The organism is Ornithinibacillus caprae (assembly GCF_009728145.1).
Classification (GTDB): Bacteria; Bacillota; Bacilli; order Bacillales; family Amphibacillaceae; genus Ornithinibacillus; species Ornithinibacillus caprae.
This window is the reverse complement of record NZ_WOCA01000002.1, coordinates 302,973-325,574: the sequence shown is the minus strand read 5'-3', so window position 1 is coordinate 325,574 and position 22,602 is coordinate 302,973. Positions and strand designations below refer to the sequence as shown.

Here is a 22,602-nt window from a genome sequence, read left to right as displayed (position 1 = left end):
ATTCCCCCTACTCTCTTGTTACAGGATATAATGACCATTGACCTGTTGGATCAACAGACAGACCAGATACGGACTCATCATACGCTGCCGTTACTACACCATGCTCCATTACGACCCACGGAACATCCTGGATTGCTAAAATATTAGCTTCTTGAAGTTTTTCTTTACGTACGTTTTGATCTACTGTAATCCGTGATTCTTCTACAAGTTGATTAAATTCGTCATTATTATAACGAGTGTAGTTGGATCCACCAATATTATCGGAATGTAGATTTGGATATAATAACTCACTACCATCAGCTGTACTATTTGCCCATCCTAAGAATGTCATTTCATAGTCACCAGCTCTTGCCGTATCTAGGAATGCACCCCATTCCATTGTTTCAATTTCAACGTCCAATCCTACATTGGACAGCTGAGACTGTACAATCTCTGCCATTTTCATATAATTATCGCGATTTGCTACTAGCATCGTAATACTTTCATCACTATATCCATTTGCTTCAATGATTTCCGTAGCTTTGTCTGGATCATAGTCATAACCATATTCAGTAGCCTCTTCCTCATAACCAAATACTTTTGGACCAATGATGCTTTCATTATAAGAACCTAATCCATTTAATTGGTTCACATACGACTCTTGATCAACCGCATATGCAACAGCTTGTCTGAATTCTAGTTCATTAAAAGGCTCTTTTTCTACATTAAATGTTAAATAAGATACACGTGTACCTTCTTGTTTATCTACTTCTACATTACTTAGTGATTCTACACGTGAAATATGATCAGATGGAATTGCATCTAAGAATTGAACATCTCCCGTTTCTAACATAGAAATTGCCGTAGAATATTCTGGCACAACTTTGAATGTTACTTTATCTAATTGGGCTGGATCTCTCCAGTAGTCTTCGTTTTTAGTTAAAACTACTTGGTCTCCTTCTTCCCAATTTTCAAAAACGAATGGGCCAGTTCCTACTGGTTCTCTATTAATATCACCTTCTTGGTCTGCAGTTGGACTTACAATGGATGCATTGGAGTGACTTAATGCTGCCAACATCGGTCCATATGGTTCTTTCGTAGTTAAAACAACCGTATATTCATCCTCCACTTCAATCGTATCAATTGGTTCTAATAGTGATGCACGAGGTGCTGCACGATCAGGATCCTTCATCTGTTCAAAGGTATATTTCACTGCCTCTGCATTAAATGGTGTACCATCATGAAAAGAAATTCCTTCTTTCAATGTAATTACCCATGTATTTTCATCAGGAGTTTCATAGGATTCTGCTAGTAATGGTTCAGGTTCCATCGTTTCTGGATTTAGTGAAAATAAAGTTTCATAGACTTGTACGATTACATTGCTTGAAACGGAATCATTTGTATCAATTGGTGATAAACCTTTGGCATCTGAAGTGGAAGCATAGGTTAGTTCCTTGGGTACATCCTCACCTTCCGTTCCACTTGAGCTTTCACTATCCCCACAAGCTACTAATAGAGAGATTAATAGTAAAACAGCTGTTGTCATCCATAATTTTTTCAATTTAATTCCTCCTCTTTAATTAAGCATTACACATTCATATTTGGATCAAGCGCATCACGCAATCCGTCCCCCACAACGTTAAACGCAAATACAGTAAGCATAATTGCGACTCCAGGAATAACCGCCATATGAGGTGCATCCCACATGAAATTTTGACCTGCTGCAATCATAGCTCCCCACTCAGGTGTTGGTGGCTGTGCGCCTAACCCTAAATAGCTTAACGAAGCTGTTGATAAAATTGCTGTTGCCATACGAGTAGTAGCAAACACAATGATAGGTGCCGTACAATTTGGCAAAATATGCTTTAACAGTATACGGGTATTGCCTGCACCTACCGATCGCAATGCCATCACATATTCCTGCTTTTTAACAGATAAAACACTACCACGTACAATACGAGCACATCCTGGAATAGACCAAATACTAATAGCAATAACCACGTTTACTAGGCTTGTCCCAAGCATTGCAATAATAAGCATTGCTAGCAAAATTCCAGGGAACGCAAATAACAAATCTACTATTCTCATAATAATTGCATCTAATTTTTTAAAGTAACCGGCTAACAACCCTAAAGTTATACCTCCAAGTAAACCAATTGCAACGGTTGATACCCCAACAATAAGGGAAATCCTTGAACCATATACAATGCGAGACCACATATCTCTCCCATAGTTATCTGTTCCTAGAAAATGACCTTCTGATCCAACTCCTAAATACGTTGCAGTTGGATCCTGCTCATATGGACCATAGCTAACGATAAAAGGAGCAGATATAGCAAGAACAACTTGGATAAAAATAATTACTAATCCAATTACGGCTAATTTATTCTGTACAAGCTTTTTTACTGTTTCAACAATAAACCCATCTTTTTTCTTCTCGCTATTCGATGAATTAGTTTCTATCGCTAAATCTGTCGACATCGTACGATTCCCTCCTCCCCATGATTATTCATAACTAATTCTTGGGTCGACTTTCACATAAATGATATCGACAATTAGATTTATAATGACAAAAATACTTGCAACTAATAAAACCGTTGCTTGTACCATTGGAAAATCTCTAGCTGCAATAGCATCAATCATTAATCTACCAATTCCATTGATAGCAAACACCTGCTCCGTAATAATGGTTCCACCAAGCAAGGCACCAAAATTAATCCCTACAACTGTAATTACTGGAATCAAGGCATTTCGTAAAGCGTGTACCCAAATAACTGTTTTATGCTTAACACCTTTAGCTTTTGCAGTTCGTATGTAGTCTGACTTAACGACCTCCAGCATGGATGAACGGGACATTCTTGCAATGATAGCTGCTGAAGCAGTCCCTAATGTAATAGATGGTAGGACTAATTGCTTCATTCCATCCATCGTATAGAACGGTTCACTTAATCCACTCACCGGGAGCCATTGTAAATTCACCGCAAACACTAAAATCAACATTGCACCTAACCAAAAATTCGGAATCGATACCCCTACTAATGCGAAGGTTGTACTGGTTACGTCTAACCAGGAATTCTGTTTCATCGCTGAAATCATGCCTGCTATTAATCCAATTATGATGGCTACAATCATGCTTGAAACAGCTAATTTAATGGTATTTGGTAAGCGGGTGGCAATAGCTTCTCCGACCGGTTGACTATTTTGATAGGAGTAGCCAAAGTCTCCTTGTAATATCCCCTTGAGATAATCAACATACTGAACGAAGACAGGTTTATTTAGACCCAAATCCTCCCTAATTGCTTCTAGATCAGATTCCTTTGCGGTAGGTCCACCAATAATCGTTGCTGGGTCACCTGGAGCAATGTGCATACTCATAAACACAATAAACGAAATACCTAGCAACAGTAGTACTAACTGGCCCATTCTTCTTATGATAAAACTAATCATGTCACCCCTCCTTTATTCAGTATTTTATACAATTTTCTTTTTATTTAAAATTGACTATACTCCAAATAATATGCACTTGTCAATATAATTATGCAACAAAAATTAATTAAAATATCGGAAACACTTTCATTTATTCCGATAAAAACCTATTACGGACACCATTTTGTAATTTACGAAAACACGCATGAATATAGGACTTTACTCATATTTATTTATACCTAGGTATTAGAAAATTTAGCTTTTTTAAAATATTTTTGTTGCACTTGTGTAGGATAGAAAAGTTTATACTAAAAAAGATCCAAACACGTATCTGTGTCTGGATCTTTTATATTTTTAACATACAAATTATAATTTGTACCCGTTCCGACTTTTAAATCGTTTCAAAATAACGGAACTTTCAATTCGATTGATGCCTTCTACCGAATAAAGTTCATCATTTATGAACGTTTCTAGCATCTTCATATCTTCTACAAGAACATGCATGTGAAGCGTACTCGGCCCTGTCATTTGATAAATACTAGCAACATTCGGGTTATCTGCTAGATTTTGTGCAACTTTCTGTAATTGCATTGGCTCTACCTCAACCTCAAAAAAAGCAGAAATTTGCTTTCCGGCTTTTTCGGAGTTAACAACAACGGTAAATTTTTCGATAATCCCCTTCTCCATCAAGTTATGGATTCTATCTTTTACAGCTACCCTTGAAAGCCCTACCTGCTCTGCTAAATTTACATAGGAAATTCTTCCATCATCTGCAAGAATCTCAATAAGCTTTTTATCAATATCATCTAGTCTCACTTATAAAACTCCTCTAATTGAATTAACCTCTATTATTTATTATATATTATAGATTTAGGGATTTAAACAAATTATGTAAGTTTTGCGAAAAATAACGCGCTAACATTATGTAAGATTATACGCTATATTAGTTTCAAAAAGAAATCAAAAACTATACAACGTTTTTTTTGCATGTAAATATTTTTTAAACATGATATGTTCTCATAGTATAACATTAATTCAAAAATAGATGGCGAATGTTTTATAAATTCAGGGTATAGTTGCATTGGAAGCTTAGAAAATGCTATATAATTTTTGTTTAAAGCAATAGAACCAGGTAATATGTATTCTAAGCTATCCGTTCATTCCGTAATCGCGATCCTACTAGATAGAACTTCTTCAAATTAATCCGCTCTAGGAATTCGATTACTACCAATCTTAGCAATTGCCGGTATTAGCTATCTACTTTTTGAACGATCCAACCGTATTTGTCGTAGCTGGATCACTCTTATTCAGAGATTTCTTTTTAGGTAGTCAGTTACCTGTTACTTATCTACTTTCGTCAAGCGACAGATACCTAATGAAGCCACAACTCCAATAACTAGCCCTATAAAAACATCCAATATTAATGTAGAAATAAAAGTCACTAAAAAGATGAAAGCCTCGATTGGTTTGCGCTTTAGATAATACACAAGTTGCTTTGCATTAATTAACTTCATCACAGCAAAAATAATAATTGCTGAAAGAGTCGCTTTAGGTAGGTAATAAAACAATGGTGTCATAAATAAAACAGCTAGCAACATTAATAGTGCTGTTACAAGCATGGACACGTTGGTTTTAGCACCTGATTCATAATTTACAGCTGTACGTGAAATGGCCCCGGCAACTGGAATGGAACCTACAAATGAGCTAGTAATATTGGCAAAGCTTAACCCAATTAACTCCTGATTAGGGTTTACTTTTTCACCTTCTTTATCTGCCAACGTTTTTGCCACTGAAAAAGATTCAAAAAATGATATAAATCCAATGACTAACGCTATTGGTATTAAAGATAATAATATATCTAATGTTGGAATAGTAAGAGAAACATCAGGAAGCTTTCTAGGTATTCCCCCTACAACCTCTACTCCCTTGTTATTCAGGTCAAAATAATCTACCACTATAATCGATATAAAGATTAGTAAAAATGGTCCCGACAACATATGTAGTATATTTTTTAGCACTACTAAAAAAAGTAAGCTGGCTAGTCCAATTGTGATCGTTACTATATTTACATTTGATATCCGTTCAAAAATCCCCCAAAAATATGTTATGAAATTATTATATTTCGGCAACGCCACACCTATGATTGAACTCATTTGGTTCAGTATGATGATGATTGCTAAAGCGGAGGTAAATCCACCAATGACAGCTGGTGATATATAGTTTAAAAAAGAGCCAAATTTTAATAGCCCCAAAAGTAGTTGTACCATTCCAACTAACAAGGAAAGTAAAATAATTAATTCTAGAAATCTATTAGATCCGGGATCCGTGATACTTGATATTCCTGTAAAAGCTAGTAAGGATACAATAGAAACTGGTCCTATAGATAAATATCTAGAGCTACCAAATAACGTATAGATGATCAAAGGGAATGTGCCAGCAAGTATTCCCATCGTCAGTGGAACACCAGCAATTATTGCATACGCCATACTTTGTGGTATCAACAAAAATGTAACAATTACCCCAGCTGTAATATCACTGGATAGTTTTGATGAGTTATAAGATGTTAAATGTCTTAGCCCTGGGAACAGTTTATCTATCATAAAGACAATTCCTCCCTAGTTCACTCGAAGTATACTTGTACTATATTAGTAAATTGAAATTATTATTACATACGATATATCATTTTAAGACAAGGACATCTAATGTATGTTACCATCCCCACATTAAACATCCCCATAATTGTTATGGAAACGATAAAAGTTGTTCCCCTTATTCAACAACTACACAGAAATACATTCAAAAAGAAACCAATTTTCTCAAAATTACATATTGACTGTAAGTATTGAATAAATTATAATAACATAAAATATTCAGATGATTTGTAATTACTTACATTTTGAATTTCAAAGCAGGTCATTAGGATAGGAAACAATCCATAAAAAAGGAGATGAATCGTATGGCTAAAGGAAAGGTACACACTCTTGTTGTATTTCTTATCCTCATTTCTGGCTCAATGATTCTAGCATCTTGTGGAAATGAAGCGAATTCAACAGAAAATTATCCAAACCGTGAAATTGAAATGGTAATACCCTGGGATCCAGGTGGTGGCAGTGATATCGAAGGTCGTGTGGTTGTTGAACATGTGGAAGAAGCCTTGAATCAATCAATGGTTGTCGTTAACATTCCTGGTGTGGGGGGAACAATTGGAGCAGAAGAATTACTAGAAAAAGATCCAAACGGCTATCATATTGGACAAATTCATGATGGCCATCTCGTAGCACATCACACTGGAGTTACCGAAGTAAATTATGATGACTTCGAACCGATTGCTTCTATGACGGCTTCCAACCAGATCCTTGCTGTTTCAAGTGAAATGAATGTCGATTCGTTAGAAGAATTTGTGGAATATGGAAAGGATAACCAAATAAATTTTGGCGGAACTGTAAGTGGTATCCCACGCGTCTGGGTTGAACAAATTGGTACGGAATTGGGCATCAAGTATAACTTAGTTGGTTATGAAGGACTTGGAGAAGCAATTCAAGCACTTGCTGGAGCACATGTGGATGCTGTTATTGTTGATTATCCATCTGCAATCGAATTTGTTGAAGCAGGACATATGAAATTTATTGCTATCGGTACAGAGGAAAGAGAAGACAAGTTATCTGATGTACCTACATTTAAAGAATCAGGTTATGACATTTTAATGGGAATAAACCGTGGATATGTAGCTCCAGGCGGTACTGACCCTGAAATCATCCAAATTTTAAGTGAAAAGTTTGAAGAAGTTGCTAGTAGTGACGACTTTATTGAAGATGTTGAGAATCTTGGTGCAAGTGTAAACTTCATGAACCATGAGGACTATGCTGATTACTTAGAGAACCAAAACAAAGTGATTGAAGAAATCACTGCTGATATAGAATAAAAACAAAAGGGGCGAGAAATCGTCCCTCTACTTCATTATAACTGATATTGCGGGAGAGATATTATGGGTGAAATTGTAATTGGAATTCTATTAATTCTTTTAAGTGCCATTATATATTTTAATTCGGGAAATTTTCAACAGCTTAATGAAACCCATTTAGATCCTGGCTCCTATCCAAAATTGATTGCCTCTTTACTAGCTTTATTTGCAACGATTTTGTTAATTAAAAAAACTATTGAACTAGTAAGGGAAAAATCATTAGGCTTTGAAGGCGGAATGAAAAAGTATTTACTAACACAATGGAACGAATACAAATTTGTTGTCTTGATCTTGCTAACCCTTGGTCTTTATATCCTTCTAATGAATGTGATAGGATTCATGGTTTCTAGTATAGCTTTTATTATAATAACTGGACTAATCATTGGACCAAGAAAGAAAAAAAATATCATGTTAATTAGTTTAATTTCATTAATAGTCACGTTAGGAATGTATTATTTTTTTGAAAACGTACTATACGTCAGATTTCCAGATGGAATACTCTTTTAACAGGAGGTGTTAGAATGTTAGATTTATTTTGGCTTGGGATAAGTGAAATTTTCCAAGTACATATACTGATAGTCATATTTTTAGGAGTAATAGCAGGAATCCTAGCTGGATTAATTCCTGGTTTCACTGTCACTATGGCCATTGTCTTAACATTACCGTTAACGTTTGGAATGGAGCCAGTTACTGGTGTAGCTGCCATGATTGGAGTTCTCGTAGGAGGTATGTCTGGTGGACTTATAACAGCTGCACTACTTGGAATTCCAGGCACCCCATCTGCTGTTGCAACCACTTTCGATGCCTATCCGATGGCACGAAAAGGACAACCTGGAAAGGCATTATCGATTGGAATTTGGGCTTCGTTTCTAAGCTCAATCATCAGCTTTTTTCTGCTCGTTTCGATAGCACCACAAATCGCTAATCTTGCTCTCAAATTCGGCCCTTGGGAAATGTTTTCTTTAATAGTAGCAGCTTTAACGATTATCGCCAGTGTGACTGGTGAATCCATACTGAAAGGCTTAATTGCAGGACTGTTTGGGTTATTGATAGCTACAGTTGGGGCAGATCCAATTGCAGGAATTTCCCGTTTCTCCTTTGACATTAAAACACTTCGAGCAGGTATTCCTTTTCTTGTTGTACTAATTGGAATGTTCGCGATTTCTAGACTACTTAACTCCGTCGAACGCTCGGAGCTAGAGAAAGATCTTAAACAAAAGCAGGAAGAAAAAATCAAAGGAATTACGTTTGTATTGAAACCAAAACAAACATTTATGACTGTAATTCGAAAACCTGTAAATCTCATTCGTTCTTCTGCGATTGGTGCAATTATTGGAGCAATCCCTGGAGCAGGAGGAAGTATTGCTAATATCATTGCTTATGACCAAGCAAAAAAATGGTCTAAGGAATCAAATAAATTTGGTAAAGGTCATGAGGAAGGTGTCGTTGCTTCCGAAGCTGGAAACAACTCTACTGTGGGTGGTGACCTAATTCCAACGATTGCCTTGGGTATCCCAGGATCAGCGGTAACAGCTGTGTTATTATCGGCTTTAATGGTTCACGGTATAAATCCAGGTCCATTATTAATTACCAACGAACCTAATATTGTTGGCGGAATCTTTCTAGCATTTTTGGTAGCCTCATTTTTCATGCTAATTACACAGTTTCTTGGAATTCGCCTTTTCGTCCGAGTTACAGAGGTACCTACCCGCATTTTAGTACCAGTAATTTTAATGCTATGTGTTATTGGTACATTTGTACTAAACAACCGTATAACTGACCTGTATTTATTATTTATAATTGGGATTATTGGGTATTTTTTCACGAAATACAAGTTTGCTTTAGCTCCTATTATTATTGGGGTAATTCTTGGACCGATTGCTGAAGTAAATTTGAGAAGGGCGTTTATGTCTAATCCCGATTGGACACTTTTCCTAACCCGACCTATCTCTTTAACTTTCTTGATACTAGCCTTTTTATCGGTTGGTTTCACCATTTGGCAAACACAGAAAGCAAAAGTAAAATAGGAAGAAATCTACAAGGGTAGCGAGGCTATCCTTGTTTTTTTGCTTTAAACCTATACCTTGAAGCCTGCCTAATGTATCTATTGTAAAAAAACTGCTATAATCTAATACTAGATAAAGTGAAACTTCATTCAGTGGGGGTTTTCTTCATCCCCCACTGAATGTTAGTTGAACCAATCGGACATTTACGGGCAGTTGATCCCCCACTTATCCTTCTTCACTTCAAAGTCTTGAAGTGGGGGTCTTACTGCCCGTTACATGCGGGATAAAGTATAAAAAGGAGTAATAAAACTTGATTGAAGTATATACAGATGGCTCTTCCAGTGGTAACCCTGGTCCTAGTGGTGCTGGCATTTATATAAAAGCAGGTGGAGAAAAATATACGTATTCATTCCCATTGGGAGTACTTTCTAATCATGAAGCAGAATTTCATGCAGTAATCAAAGCATTAGAAATTTGTCGGGAGCAATTTTCCAATGAAATTTTATCCTTTCGGTCAGATTCTCGACTCGTTGTAGACACGATAGAAAAAGATTATACCAAAAATCCAACCTTTCTACCATTGCTTGAGAAAATAAGAGAGAAATCCAGTTCCTTACCGTATTTTTTTATAAAATGGATACCGGAAAAGAGTAATGGCCATGCAGATCAGTTGGCTAGAAAGGCTATTCATATGCAGTAATCAGTGTGGGGGTTCCTATAAAAAGGGAGCCCTTTTACACTCGAAGGAAACTTTGTAGCAGTAAGTTTATCATTTTACTTTCATCTACATTGGTATAAACATTCAACTACTATCCTCTGCTTTATAAAATACCAAATAGATAAAAATCCTTAGACCTTTCATGACTTTGTACCTCAATGTTGAATTCGGATAAGTATATTGATTCATTTTTCAGAATATTAAAGGTTTTTCTTTTCTTCTCGTCGAATACTATCTATGATCCAAATTTTAAGAGAAGGGAGATATTGATGAATATGAAAAAGCAAATTTTTATTTTACTCACATGTAATTCATCATAGATAAACACCCTTACGGATCAACATAGAAGCAGCAATAAAGTTAAGTGAAAAGTAAACATCATCAGGGGAATACAATGCTATCCATGTCCCATCCAAGAAATTTCATAAGCCATTATAATTTCGTGAAATTTAAGGAGGAGATTGATGATGAGGCTTTACCTAGACCCAGGTCATGGTGGTACAGACAGCGGTGCCACAGGAAATGGACTACTAGAAAAAAACATTAACTTAGATATTGCACTTCGAATAGGTACCATCTTACTAAATAACTATGAGAATGTTAATATTCGAATGAGTAGAACCGGAGATACGACTGTGAGCCTTCAACAACGTACGAATGATGCAAATACTTGGGGAGCGGATTATTTTCTATCCATCCATTGTAATGCTTTCAATGGCACTGCATATGGTTATGAGGATTTTATTTATAGTGGATTATCTGACTCTTCCCCTACCGCTAGATACCGTGATTCTATTCATACGGAAGTTACACGTGTGAATCAACTGTATAACCGAGGAAAGAAAAAAGATAACTTCCATGTATTACGTGAATCCAATATGCCAGCAATGTTAACGGAGAATGGATTTATCGATCATACACATGATTCTAATTTAATGAAGCAATCATCCTGGTTACAAACTGTTGCCCAAGGGCATGTAAATGGACTAGCTATTGCCTTCAACCTTCAGCGTAAACCAGATGATTCAGATGTCTTTTACAAGGTTATTGCAGGTTCCTTCAAATCACGAGAGAATGCCGAAGAACGCGTGGCATTTCTTAATAGCAGAGGAATCGACTCGTTTGTTGCTACGGTTACCATTTCAGGAGAGGTATGGTATCGTGCACAGGCTGGAGCATTTTCTACTAGACAAAATGCTGAAGTCCGACTAAACGAGGTGAAAAACGCAGGTATTGAAGATGCCTATATCATTAGCGAACAACAATCAACCGTATTAGTAGAAAGCACCTTAATGGAAGATTAAATATCGGTGCCTGTCACTTGTCGAAATTCGACAAGTGACAGGCACCGACAAAGCTAAGCTAACATTATTCAAACGTTCCCTTCACGATCACTTCCCCATCCTTTACCATTTGCTGGCCTTTGGCAAAGACATGTGTAAGCTCAAGCGTTTCCTTATTTAAAACTATTACATCTGCATCTGCGCCTTCTTTGATGATCCCTTTGGATCCAATATGTAATGCCGTAGCAGTATTGCTTGTTACGAATGGTAAAACTTCCTCCAACGATAAATCATGTTCTTTAACCGAAGAAACAACTTGTTCAAATAATGTCTTCTGGCTAGCAACACCCAATCCGATGAAGTTTCCGGCAGCATCAAACTTCGGTAAGCTACCATTTCCATCAGAAGAAATAGTTAATTGCTTCATATCTCCACCATTTTCTTTATAATAAGTTATCCATTCGCATGTATCATCACCAGCAGTTATATCTACAAATGCACCTTTTTGCGCTAAAGCAATCGCATCATCTACTAATTCTTTGCTTCTATTAATATGCGTGGCATAGATTTTGGAAGGTGGAATTTCATAATCTTCCAAAACTCGATGCAGTGGTCCTAATAGATCTTTTCCCGGTCCAACATGAAAGTGTGTTATACCAGCCTTCCCACTTAACAATCCACCAATTCGTGCTTCAGCAGCGAGTTTAGCAATTTCTTCAACGGTGGGCTGCCCTGACCTCGAATCAGAAATAGCAATCTCCGCTGCACCAATTACTTTATCGATCAAAATCACGTCATCCTTCACGCTACCAGTAATCGTCGGTGTCGGCACATGATAATTTCCAGTATAGATATATGTAGTTACTCCTTCTTCTTCAAGTCCCCTCGCTTTAGCTAATAACGATGTCATATGTCGAGTTGTTCCATCCGTACCAAGCAACCCAACTACCGTAGTGATTCCCGCTGCTACGATATCACTTAATTGTAATTCTGGGGTTCTCGTAGCAAAACCACCTTCGCCTCCACCTCCAATTAAATGGACGTGTGGATCGATAAATCCTGGGGTAACGATCTTTCCACTCGCTTCAACTATTTCTACATCTAAACCAAGCGATAGCAAGCTATCATCGGTAATTTCCCCAATCTTGACGATCTTCCCCTCTATGAGCAACAAGTCATTGCTACCTATATATTCCGGGGTGTATATGTCTGCTTTTTTTATAAGTGTAATCATGAAATCTACCTCTCCCCTAGCTAATAATTAATTGTGAAAATTGTATCATGTCTAGGGAAATATATAAACAAGACTTTGAATGGTACGAATCATATGCTATTTTGCAACATAAAATGAACTATCAATAAGTTACCTGAACAAATTGGAAATTTATAGACACCCCACTAATCACTCTGACTTTACCTAAAAAGGTTGAAGTGAGAGATTCACACCTCTAGATTCGTTTCGTGAAATAAACTAAGAACACCAACTATCACCTATAAGGTAACAATTGGTGTCCATTTATGTTATCAAAAAAAAGGGGGTAACTGTTTTATAAGTATATCTTGTGAGTTAAATTCTTACATACTGTTCCTTCGCTCGCATCCTTTTAACTATGACGAAGATCAAGAACGGAAAAATTAGAAAATACATGAGTCCTTTTCCTAGCTTAGCTACATGCTTAAGGTTGATCAACTTAATCCCTACCTTCAACATTTTTAATTTCTATCTTCATTGTAATCTATAATTATTAATAGTCTATTAAGACTAGATAAATAATTTGTAAATAATGATTCTTGTTTCGACAAATTTCGAGGAGTGACAGGCACCGACATAGTGTAAAGACATTTATTCAAATTATACTGTACTTCAGTCTTTACTTTCGTTAGAATATATGAGGGGGGAGCAATAGATCTTCCATTGATAATAAAAAAATATTTTAGGGGGAAACATGATGAGTAAAAAAAGTATGTGGACACTCAAGCTTTCCACAGCTGCTATTGCATTGATACCAGCTGCAATCGGAATTAACTACTTAGGAAAACTATTTGCTGGACTACTAAAGCTTCCATTATGGTTGGACTCTATTGGTACTGTCTTAGCAAGTATGCTAGCAGGACCTATTATTGGTGCTTTATCCGGAATTATTAATAACGTTATTTTTGGCCTTACGGTAGACCCTATTTCAACTGTATATGCCATAACAAGTGGTGCAATTGGTTTAGTTGTTGGGGTTATGGCTTACAAAGGGTGGCTGAAAAGTATAAAGACCGCAATTGTAATCGGTTTAGTCGTTGGTCTTGTTGCAGCAGTGGTATCTACACCACTAAATATCATTTTCTGGGGAGGACAAACAGGAAATGTATGGGGCGATGCATTTTATGCTTTCTTAGTTTCCAACAACTTCCCAGTATGGTTAGCTTCATTTGGTGATAGTATCGTAGTAGATGTTCCAGATAAAGTCGCAACTGTGATTGTAAGTTATTTGATATTTAGAGGATTACCAAAGAATTTCATTTCTATTTTCCGTGGTAGCGACAAAATCGAAGAACTATAGAGGATGATTCCATGAGCACAATGACACTTTACGTTGACAAAAAATCCTTCATACACCATGTTGCTCCACTAACAAAGCTTTTGTATGTGATGGTGAGTATCGCCATCACATACATTATTCCTAAGTTAGAGTTTGTCCTTTTCGTTACATTAACAAGCTTATTGATTCTTGCTATTGGAAAGGTTTTTCGAAAAATATTACCAATCCTAGCACTTAGTATTCTATTAATCATTTCAATCATCATTGTCCAAGGATTTTTTCACCCAGAAAATCAAACAGTCCTTTACTCCATAGGCTTTATAACGTTCTATAAAGAAGGGTTAACCTTTGCTGCATTACTTACCTTACGTGTGCTGAACATGATTATGTCCTTTGGGATATTAATTCTCACAACAAAACATGATGAATTAGTTGAGGATTTGATTAAAAAAGGGATGTCGCCAAAGATTGGATATGTATTACTATCCGTACTACAGCTCATTCCACAAATGCGAGCAACGATGGGGAAAATAACCGATGCACAGCGTTCTAGAGGAATGGAAACCGAGGGGAACCTTCTTGTTAGAGTGAAAGCGTTTTTCCCATTAATCGTACCAGTTGTATTGAACTCCCTACACAATACACGTGAACGTGCTATCGCATTAGAGGTAAGAGGTTTTAATACCAAGATGAAAAAGACATTTTTAAACCTCTCCAAAGAATATCAATATACCAAAACTATTCAGAGTATTTTATGGGCAATCTTAATTGTCACTATTGCTTGGAGGATTCTATCATGAGCATCATACAAGTTGAAGGATTAAAGTATAAGTATCCAGACACGGATCAGCTCGCTTTAGACGATATATCATTTGAGGTAAAGCAAGGAGAGTTTATTGGATTAATTGGCAGAAATACTGCTGGAAAATCCACTCTTTGTTTTGCTCTTTCTGGTTTAGTCCCTCACTTTTTTAATGGTGGCTACGGTGGGAAGGTTTTTGTTAATGGATTAGAGGTTAGGCAACATGAAGTCGGTGACATTGCTGCACATGTGGGATTAGTTTTTGAAAATCCATTTTCCCAAATGACTGCCTCCAAATATACCGTATTTGAAGAGATTGCCTTTGGTTTAGAAAACATGGGTGTCGAAAGAAATGAAATGATAACAAGAATGGATGAAAGCCTAGACTTACTAGATATTACTTCAATCAAGGATAAACATCCGTTTGATCTCTCAGGCGGACAAATGCAACGAGTTGCAATTGCTAGTGTTATTGCCATGAAGCCCAAAATACTAATATTAGATGAACCTACCTCCCAACTTGATCCACAAGGTTCAGAAGAGGTATTTAAAGTAGTCGAAAATCTTACAAAAGAAGGCATTACCATTATCATGGCTGAGCATAAAATAGACAAGCTGGCGGAATATGCGGATAAGGTAGCATTAATAGATCATGGCAAGCTCATCGATTTTGATACCCCGGCAAAGGTATTTTCTCGTGACGACCTGCCCGATTACGGTATAACCGCACCTACAGCAACACGAATTGGCAAAGCATTAGGGATTAAAGACTCAAAGACTGATCTTTTCCCTGTCACAATTAAAGCAATATCTCGGGAAATTGGTGATAAATTATGAATACGATACAAGTTAACAATCTACATTTCTCCTATACACCAGGAAGTAGCGTGTTAAATGGAATCGACCTAGAATTGGATCAGCAAACAACTGCTATCGTCGGTCAAAATGGCGCTGGTAAATCAACGTTTGTTAAACTATTAAAAGGTTTATTATACCCTACCAAAGGAGAAATTTTATTTAAAGGCAAAAATACGAGAGACTACACTGCCGCTAGTTTAGCTAAAGACATAGGGCTTGTCTTTCAAAATCCCAATGATCAAATCTTTAAAAACAATGTAATCAGCGAGGTTATGTTTGGACCATTAAACATTGGCCAAGATGATCAGGAAGCCCGTCATAACGCCATATCCGCACTAAAAAAGGTCCAATTAGATGATAAACTAGATACAAATCCATATGATTTAAGTTTATCAGAAAGAAAAATGATCTCAATTGCATCTATCCTTGCAATGAATACGAATATTGTTATCTTTGATGAACCAACAATGGGACAAGATTTTGCTGGAAAAGAGAAGCTAAAAGAGATTATTTGGGATTTGCGTGATCAAGGAAAGCTAATCATCTGTATTCTACATGATATGGACTTTGCAGCAGAAGTTTTTGAACGTACGATAGTTTTTAATCAAGGGAATGTTTTAGCGGACGGACCTAGTCGTGAGGTTTTCAAACAAAAAAATATACTCCAACAAGCACATTTGGAGCAACCATCTATAACTCAAATAGCAAACGAATTAGGGTTAGACGGAAACTATTTAACCGACGAAGAACTAATTCAAGCGTTGAAAGAAAAAATGACATCTTAACTCTTAGAAATCACACGATTGTGTGATTTTTTTATTTCCCCTAGCAACTCCCCCTTTAACCGACAAAATCTGACACAATTCGAGGAGTGACAGGCACCGACATCGGTAGCGACATTACACCAACAGTGAAGATAATCATAATGACAAATTTCAACAAAATGTAGTATAATAGTAGTGTTAGATTGTTTTTTGAAAATTTTATAATCTAATTAGGATAATCTTGAGGAATAATTAAAACCCTTTCATCAAGTTATCCATTAGCATGTACGAACCATATACTATATAGTAGACAAAATTCTTTAGCAGTAGCAGAGTTGGAGGGATTTAAGTGGGTATTACAAGAGATTTTTTCATTCATCTATCAGAAAATAAAGTGCTTAACAGTGGGGCAAAGCGTTGGGGGTTAAAGCTTGGTGCTAAGTCTGTTGTAGCAGGTACAAATATTGAAGAAATGATTGAGAGTGTTAAAGAATTAAATGCACAAGGTATTTCTTGTACAATTGATAACCTTGGCGAATTTGTATATCAAAAAGAAGAAGCACTTGCAGCTAAAGAGCAAATCCTAGCTGTAATTGAAGCGATTCATACGAATCAGGTAGATGCACATATTTCTATCAAACCTACGCAGATCGGTTTAGATATCGATTATAATTTCTGTTTAGAGAATCTTTCAGAAATTGTTTCCGCTGCTGACCGTTATGACATATTTATTAACGTGGATATGGAGAATTATAGTCACTTACAACCATCATTTGATTTAATCGATGAAATCTCTAATAAATATAGCAATATTGGAACTGTGATCCAAGCTTATTTCTTTAGAGCTGAGGAAGATATCCAAAAATATAAAGACTATCGTTTAAGACTAGTAAAAGGTGCATATAAAGAATCTGAACAAGTTGCTTTTCAAGATAAACAAGACATTGATCAAAACTTTATCAGATTAATAGAGTACCACTTGTTACATGGAAAATTCACTTCTATTGCAACACATGACCATACTATCATTAATCACGTAAAGCAATTTGTTAAAGACAACAATATCCCTTATGATAAATTTGAATTCCAAATGCTTTACGGATTTAGAAAAGAAATGCAGCAACAACTAGCAAAAGAAGGCTATAACTTTACTACCTACATTCCATTTGGAACGGACTGGTATGGTTACTTCATGCGCCGTTTAGCAGAACGTCCACAAAACTTAAACCTTGTTGCAAAGCAAGTGTTTAATAAAAAGACCAACACAGTTATCGGTGTTGGCGTAGGGGCATTCTTATTAGGAAGATTATCAAAGAAAAGAATAAAAGAATAAACATAAACAAAATCTCGGATGAAACTTCATCCGAGATTTTATTTTAACTGACAGGTGCCTGTCACCCCTCGAATTATGTCAAATTATGTCGGTGCCAGGCACTTGTCGAATTTATAATGTTTTTGGTGTTAATTCAAAGCAGCGTTGGTAGATCCATTTGTAGTCTTTTTCGGTTAGGTCTCTTGGGTTACCTATCGTTTGTGGATCTTTCATTGCTTCTTTAGATAGGCGATCGATCATATCTGGTGATACACCTTGCTCTTCTAGTGTCGGAACTTCTAAGTCCTCTACTAATTGATACACTTCATTTACTGCTGCTTTTGCCGCCTCTTCTGTAGTCATACCGAACGTATTTACTCCTAATGCTTGCGCGATACGTGCAAATTTTTCAGGATGTCCCTTCCAGTTATACTCCATAACTGGTCCCATCATTGCTGCTACACATTGACCGTGAGCAACTGGAATAATTCCACCTAATGTTTGAGACATCGCATGTGCTGCCCCAGCAGACTCACTACCATAAGAAAGACCTGCAAGCATTGCCGCTTGAGCCATACCATAGCGTGCTTCGATATCTCCACCATCGGAATATGCACGGCGTAAATATTTCCCTACATACTCAATCGCAAGAAGTGCTACTGCATCAGTAACTGGTTGCGCATAATGCATGGTATAACATTCGATCGCATGTGCTAATGCATCTACACCAGTCATAGCTGTAACATGTGGTGGCATAGAAACATGAATTTCAGGATCAATAATTGTTAGATGTGCTGCAATTAACGGTCCACCAGTATTAAATTTAAATTCACGTTCCTCATCCGTAATAACTGCCCATTGCGTTACCTCAGATCCAGTTCCAGCTGTTGTTGGGATTGTAGTTAGTGGTGGAATACGATTTTCCAATGGCTTCTTGCCTTCAGCTGCTTCATAATCGAGTACAGATCCTTCATGGGTAGCCTCTACGCCGATACCTTTTGCCGTATCCATGGAGCTTCCTCCACCAACAGCTACTAAGCCATCACAATTTTCTTGTTTAAAAAGTGCAGATCCTTCTGCAATTAAGCGCACTGGTGGGTTTGGTTCTACTTTATTAAATAGCACAACCTCTACTCCTGCTTCTTTTAAATGCTTTTCAATTGGTGCTGTAACTCCTGCTTTATAGATGCCAGGATCAGTTACAAGAAGTGCCTTCGTAACACCAAGGCTTTTCACTTCTTCCCCAATGTGTTTAATTGAACCAATGCCATGTTTAATCGCAGTTGGTAATTCGAATTGATGAAATTTGTGCATGTGTTCTACTTTCATATTTAAGCTCATGTAAAATTCCTCCTCAAGTTGTTTATCGATTAGCTATCTATTAAAACCAATTAATTGGTTGTGGGGCTAAGTTATGGAAAATATGCTTTGTTTCCTGGTATTCTTCTAAACCTGGTTTCCCTAGCTCACGACCAATTCCTGATTGCTTGAAGCCACCCCACGGTGCGTGCGGGAAGTATAAGTTAAACTCATTGATCCAAACTGTCCCCATACGCATTTTCGCAACACAGCGCTCTGCCTTTGCGATATCCTTCGTCCAAACACCGCCTGCTAAGCCATAGATAGAGTCATTTGCTAGTTTCATAGCTTCTTCTTCTGTTGTAAATTTCTCTACAGTAATGACTGGTCCAAAACCTTCATTTTGAACAACACTCATATCCGTTGTACAGTTAGTTAATACAGTCGGCAAATAGAAAAAGCCATTGTTTAGTGCTGGATCTTCAGGGCGCTTACCGCCTGTAGCTACTGTGACGCCTTCTTTTTTTCCAGCTTCTACATAATTAACCACTTTATTTAGATGCTGCTCGGAAATTAGTGGACCCATTTGCGTTTCCTCATCAAAACCACTACCGAGTCGAATGTTATCTACACGTTTCACAAGTGCGTCTACAAATTCATCATGGATACTCTCTTCTACGATTAATCTCGTTCCAGCTGAACAAATCTGTCCAGCATGGAAAAATACAGCATTTAATGCTTGATCAACGGCTGTGTCAAAATCAGCATCCGCAAACACAACATTTGGATTTTTACCACCTAACTCCAACGCTAGATTTTTCACGTTGCTGCTAGCTGCTTGCATAATTTTCTTTCCCGTTTCAATACCACCGGTAAAGGAAATAAGATCAACATCAGTATTGGAAGAAAGCTCGGCGCCAACCGTGTTTCCAGCTCCTAGAACTAGGTTAACTACACCTTTTGGAACACCAGCTTCTTCCATTAATTCAAATACTTTCACCGTAGTTAGTGGTGTAATTTCACTTGGCTTCATTACCAATGTATTGCCAGTCACTAAGGCTGGCGCTAGCTTCCATGAAGCTTGTAATAATGGATAATTCCAAGGCGTAATTTGTCCGCAAACACCAACTGGCTCTTTTACGACTTTACTAACTGAATTAGGAACCGGAGATTCAATGATCTCTCCACCATCTTTATCCGCAAGCTCTGCGTAATACCGGAAGACACCTGCAATATCGTCCATGTCGCCCCTGCTTTCTTCTACTGTTTTTCCAGTATCCAGGGATTCCATTTCCGCTAATTCTTCCTTATCTCGTTCAATTAATTCAGCAATTTTGCTAACCATTCTTCCACGTTCCGTAGCAGAAGTTTCGGGCCATTCTCCATGATCAAACGCATTTCTAGCTGCTTGGATAGCTAGTTTTGCATCCTCTTCGTTACCTTCAGCAACCGTGGCGATCACTTCTTGATTATATGGATTGATGATTTCTCTCGTCTGCTTGGAGAGGGCAAGCATCCATTCACCATTGATGTATTGTTTTTTGATATCCAAACTATTCCCTCCTAATCTTACGTTTATTTCGTTAAGTTTGTTAAGAAAAAATTTAACGTTTTGAACAAAATTAATCATAAAACAGATTTTTTTGTTTGTCAAAGAGAGACGTATATAATTTTTATAAAAATGGTAGCTAAAACAATACGCTTTCAAATAATCTAATATTCTTCTAAGATGCATGAACACTAGCATCAAAGCGGATATTAATCTTAATTTTATTTGACATTATTTTTTCTTTGTATAATATTTAATTTGTTAAGAAAAAATTTAATTAATTGAACCATAATCAAATGGAGGTTATTTTTATTGAAAAATCCACAGGATGAGAGGGCAAGAGAGCAACTAGAAGAAGCTAAAGAACAAGTCATACAAGCTATTTCCGAAACCATGGATTTATATGGAGTAACACCTGCAGCAGGAAAAATTTATGCCACCATGTATTTTCAGGATCAAATGAATTTAGACGAAATGCGGGAAGAGCTTGGAATGAGCAAACCCAGCATGAGCACGAATGTTCGAAAATTACAGCAGATCGAAATGGTAAAGAAAAAATTCCAGCGTGGTACTAGAAAACATACGTACACTGCTGAAAAAGACTTTTTCCATTCCTTTATGGCCTACTTCTGCCAAATGTGGGAACGGGAAGTAAAAATGAATATGGATGCGATTCATGAAGCAGAAAATATGCTGGCAGAAATTTTTGAGGATGAAACGATTTCTGATGAGCTTCGTGAAGAAGCAAAAAGTCACTACGACTTACTAAATCAATCCAAAGTGTATTATCGCTGGCTGGAAAAGCTAGTTGAAAGTATACGTTCAGAAGAAATATATAAATTTTTACCGAAAGAAACAGATACTCAAGATAAATAAACAAAACAACTAAGGGAGAGATGCTAACCAATGATGTTCAAAAAAGGAGTAACATTCATATTAACAGTTATTGCGGTGATGGTTTTAAGTGCATGCGGAGAAACAAAAGAAACAGGAACGGAGCAAAATACAGAAAAACCAACCATTGATATGGGGCAAATTAGCTGGGCAGAAAATATTGCTGTCACTAACATGTGGAAAGTTATTCTCGAAGAACAAGGATATCATGTAGAGTTTCATTTGCTTGATATGGGAACACAAATGGCGGCACTTGCAAATGATGAATTAGATATTAATGTAGAAGTATGGCTGCCAATTCAGGATGCGGAATACGTAAAACAATATGATGAACAAATTAACTTTTCAGAAGAAACATGGTACGACAATGCAAAAGTTGGCCTGGTTGTTCCAGCATATATGGAAGATATAAACTCTATTGAGGACTTGAACGATTTTACCGATGAGTTCCAAGGAAAAATTACTGGGTTTGACCCTGGTGCTGGAACCATGCTAGTTGTTCAAGATGTGATCGAAGACTATAACCTTGATTATGAATTACTTCCTAGTTCTGAACCTGCGATGTTAGAGGAATTAGAGAATGCTATTGAAGCAGAGGAACCGATTATTGTTCCATTGTGGAATCCACACCGGGTCTTCTCATCATTAGACTTAAAATATTTAGAAGATCCTATGAACATGTTCGGAGAAGTCGAAAAAATTCACCATGCTACGCGTATAGGATTTAGTGAAGATTTCCCTGAAGTAGCGGAGTGGATTAAAAATTGGAAAATGGATGATGAATCCATTGGCGAATTAATGACATATGTAAAAGAAGCTGAAGATGATGGAAAAGATGCTATTGCTGGCGCTGAACAATGGGTTGAAGACAATCAAGATTTAGTGGATGAATGGATCCAATAGAGTGAAACACTGCACCTTGATATGGGTGCAGTTTTTTTATCGAATAGTATGCCCCAGGCAATGGGAAACAAAAAAACTCCATCACGGGCATTCTTAACACAAAAATTTTCATCCATAAAAAGATTGCCAACCATAATATTCTATAACTTATTACAGTTGGCTCTCTTGTTCCATTTACTTTATTAATTATTTATGAAAAATTACTTCCATCCATAAAATTCTAAAAACTTATCTGGTATTCTTAGTTCTATTTGTTGTTCTAATTCCTTCAAAAATATGTTCATATCAGCTTTGTCATACCATTCTTGACTGTTTTC

Annotated in this window: 20 protein-coding genes; 12 read left to right on the top strand and 8 right to left on the bottom strand. The window is 36.8% G+C overall.

Annotation, left to right across the window (positions count from 1 at the left end; translation table 11 throughout):
• Positions 1-7 precede the first annotated feature (7 nt).
• The 5 genes from GMD78_RS04275 to GMD78_RS04255 all read right to left on the bottom strand — a co-directional run bounded on the left by GMD78_RS04275 (position 8) and on the right by GMD78_RS04255 (position 6,005).
• Positions 8-1,525 carry a glutathione ABC transporter substrate-binding protein gene (locus tag GMD78_RS04275; protein WP_155667622.1) on the bottom strand — a complete coding sequence of 506 codons (1,518 nt, stop codon included), beginning with the start codon at positions 1,523-1,525 and terminating at the stop codon, positions 8-10.
• 41 nt (positions 1,526-1,566) lie between these two features.
• Entirely contained in the window at positions 1,567-2,460 is an 894-nt protein-coding gene (locus GMD78_RS04270) for an ABC transporter permease (protein WP_155667442.1), read from the bottom strand.
• Positions 2,461-2,484: 24 nt separating this feature from the next.
• Positions 2,485-3,426, bottom strand: coding sequence for a nickel ABC transporter permease (gene nikB, locus GMD78_RS04265; protein WP_155667440.1), 942 nt, complete (start codon positions 3,424-3,426; stop codon positions 2,485-2,487).
• A 345-nt stretch (positions 3,427-3,771) separates the two neighbouring features.
• Positions 3,772-4,221, bottom strand: coding sequence for an Lrp/AsnC family transcriptional regulator (locus GMD78_RS04260; RefSeq protein WP_343042113.1), 450 nt, complete (start codon positions 4,219-4,221; stop codon positions 3,772-3,774).
• A 524-nt stretch (positions 4,222-4,745) separates the two neighbouring features.
• Positions 4,746-6,005, bottom strand: a complete 1,260-nt coding sequence (locus GMD78_RS04255; protein ID WP_155667438.1) for a SulP family inorganic anion transporter — start codon at positions 6,003-6,005, stop codon at positions 4,746-4,748.
• A 356-nt stretch (positions 6,006-6,361) separates the two neighbouring features.
• On the opposite strand from GMD78_RS04255, the gene GMD78_RS04250 reads away from it, so the two are divergent.
• From GMD78_RS04250 to GMD78_RS04230, 5 genes are all read left to right on the top strand, one after another.
• A complete protein-coding gene (locus GMD78_RS04250; RefSeq protein WP_196493720.1) occupies positions 6,362-7,327 on the top strand; it encodes a tripartite tricarboxylate transporter substrate binding protein in 966 nt (321 codons plus the stop codon).
• Between the two features lie 63 nt (positions 7,328-7,390).
• The gene (locus GMD78_RS04245; protein WP_155667435.1) at positions 7,391-7,873 is read left to right on the top strand and encodes a tripartite tricarboxylate transporter TctB family protein; all 483 of its coding nucleotides are present in this window, start codon (positions 7,391-7,393) and stop codon (positions 7,871-7,873) included.
• Positions 7,874-7,887: 14 nt separating this feature from the next.
• Positions 7,888-9,393: a tripartite tricarboxylate transporter permease gene (locus GMD78_RS04240; protein WP_155667434.1), complete on the top strand. Its 1,506-nt coding sequence runs from the start codon at positions 7,888-7,890 to the stop codon at positions 9,391-9,393.
• 289 nt (positions 9,394-9,682) lie between these two features.
• A complete protein-coding gene (locus tag GMD78_RS04235) occupies positions 9,683-10,072 on the top strand; it encodes a ribonuclease HI family protein (RefSeq protein WP_155667433.1) in 390 nt (129 codons plus the stop codon).
• Between the two features lie 485 nt (positions 10,073-10,557).
• Positions 10,558-11,394: an N-acetylmuramoyl-L-alanine amidase gene (locus GMD78_RS04230; protein WP_155667621.1), complete on the top strand. Its 837-nt coding sequence runs from the start codon at positions 10,558-10,560 to the stop codon at positions 11,392-11,394.
• Positions 11,395-11,458: 64 nt separating this feature from the next.
• Here the strand turns inward: GMD78_RS04230 and iadA are convergent, their stop codons facing one another.
• The gene (iadA, locus tag GMD78_RS04225) at positions 11,459-12,607 is read right to left on the bottom strand and encodes a beta-aspartyl-peptidase (RefSeq protein ID WP_155667432.1); all 1,149 of its coding nucleotides are present in this window, start codon (positions 12,605-12,607) and stop codon (positions 11,459-11,461) included.
• Between the two features lie 712 nt (positions 12,608-13,319).
• Between iadA and GMD78_RS04220 the strand changes: the two genes are divergently transcribed.
• The 5 genes from GMD78_RS04220 (at position 13,320) to GMD78_RS04200 (ending at position 17,661) form a co-directional block, all read left to right on the top strand.
• The gene (locus GMD78_RS04220) at positions 13,320-13,925 is read left to right on the top strand and encodes an ECF transporter S component (protein ID WP_196493718.1); all 606 of its coding nucleotides are present in this window, start codon (positions 13,320-13,322) and stop codon (positions 13,923-13,925) included.
• A gap of 11 nt (positions 13,926-13,936) precedes the next feature.
• Entirely contained in the window at positions 13,937-14,704 is a 768-nt protein-coding gene (locus tag GMD78_RS04215) for an energy-coupling factor transporter transmembrane component T family protein (RefSeq protein WP_155667428.1), read from the top strand.
• On the top strand, positions 14,701-15,543 hold the full coding sequence (locus GMD78_RS04210; protein ID WP_155667426.1) for an energy-coupling factor ABC transporter ATP-binding protein: 843 nt from the start codon (positions 14,701-14,703) through the stop codon (positions 15,541-15,543). Before GMD78_RS04215 ends, GMD78_RS04210 begins: the two co-directional genes overlap by 4 nt.
• On the top strand, positions 15,540-16,349 hold the full coding sequence (locus tag GMD78_RS04205; RefSeq protein ID WP_155667424.1) for an energy-coupling factor ABC transporter ATP-binding protein: 810 nt from the start codon (positions 15,540-15,542) through the stop codon (positions 16,347-16,349). The genes GMD78_RS04210 and GMD78_RS04205 overlap by 4 nt, the downstream gene beginning before the upstream one ends.
• A gap of 334 nt (positions 16,350-16,683) precedes the next feature.
• Entirely contained in the window at positions 16,684-17,661 is a 978-nt protein-coding gene (locus tag GMD78_RS04200; RefSeq protein WP_343042127.1) for a proline dehydrogenase family protein, read from the top strand.
• 111 nt (positions 17,662-17,772) lie between these two features.
• Here the strand turns inward: GMD78_RS04200 and gbsB are convergent, their stop codons facing one another.
• Positions 17,773-18,981 carry a choline dehydrogenase gene (gbsB, locus tag GMD78_RS04195; RefSeq protein WP_155667422.1) on the bottom strand — a complete coding sequence of 403 codons (1,209 nt, stop codon included), beginning with the start codon at positions 18,979-18,981 and terminating at the stop codon, positions 17,773-17,775.
• 40 nt (positions 18,982-19,021) lie between these two features.
• Positions 19,022-20,491, bottom strand: coding sequence for a betaine-aldehyde dehydrogenase (gene betB, locus GMD78_RS04190; protein ID WP_155667420.1), 1,470 nt, complete (start codon positions 20,489-20,491; stop codon positions 19,022-19,024).
• A gap of 309 nt (positions 20,492-20,800) precedes the next feature.
• On the opposite strand from betB, the gene cudC reads away from it, so the two are divergent.
• Together cudC and GMD78_RS04180 are read left to right on the top strand one after the other, a co-directional pair.
• The gene (gene cudC / locus GMD78_RS04185; RefSeq protein ID WP_155667418.1) at positions 20,801-21,364 is read left to right on the top strand and encodes a choline uptake/conversion transcriptional regulator CudC; all 564 of its coding nucleotides are present in this window, start codon (positions 20,801-20,803) and stop codon (positions 21,362-21,364) included.
• Positions 21,365-21,394: 30 nt separating this feature from the next.
• Complete coding sequence (locus GMD78_RS04180; protein ID WP_343042112.1) at positions 21,395-22,285, top strand: glycine betaine ABC transporter substrate-binding protein; 891 nt, start codon at positions 21,395-21,397, stop codon at positions 22,283-22,285.
• Positions 22,286-22,602: the final 317 nt, after the last annotated feature.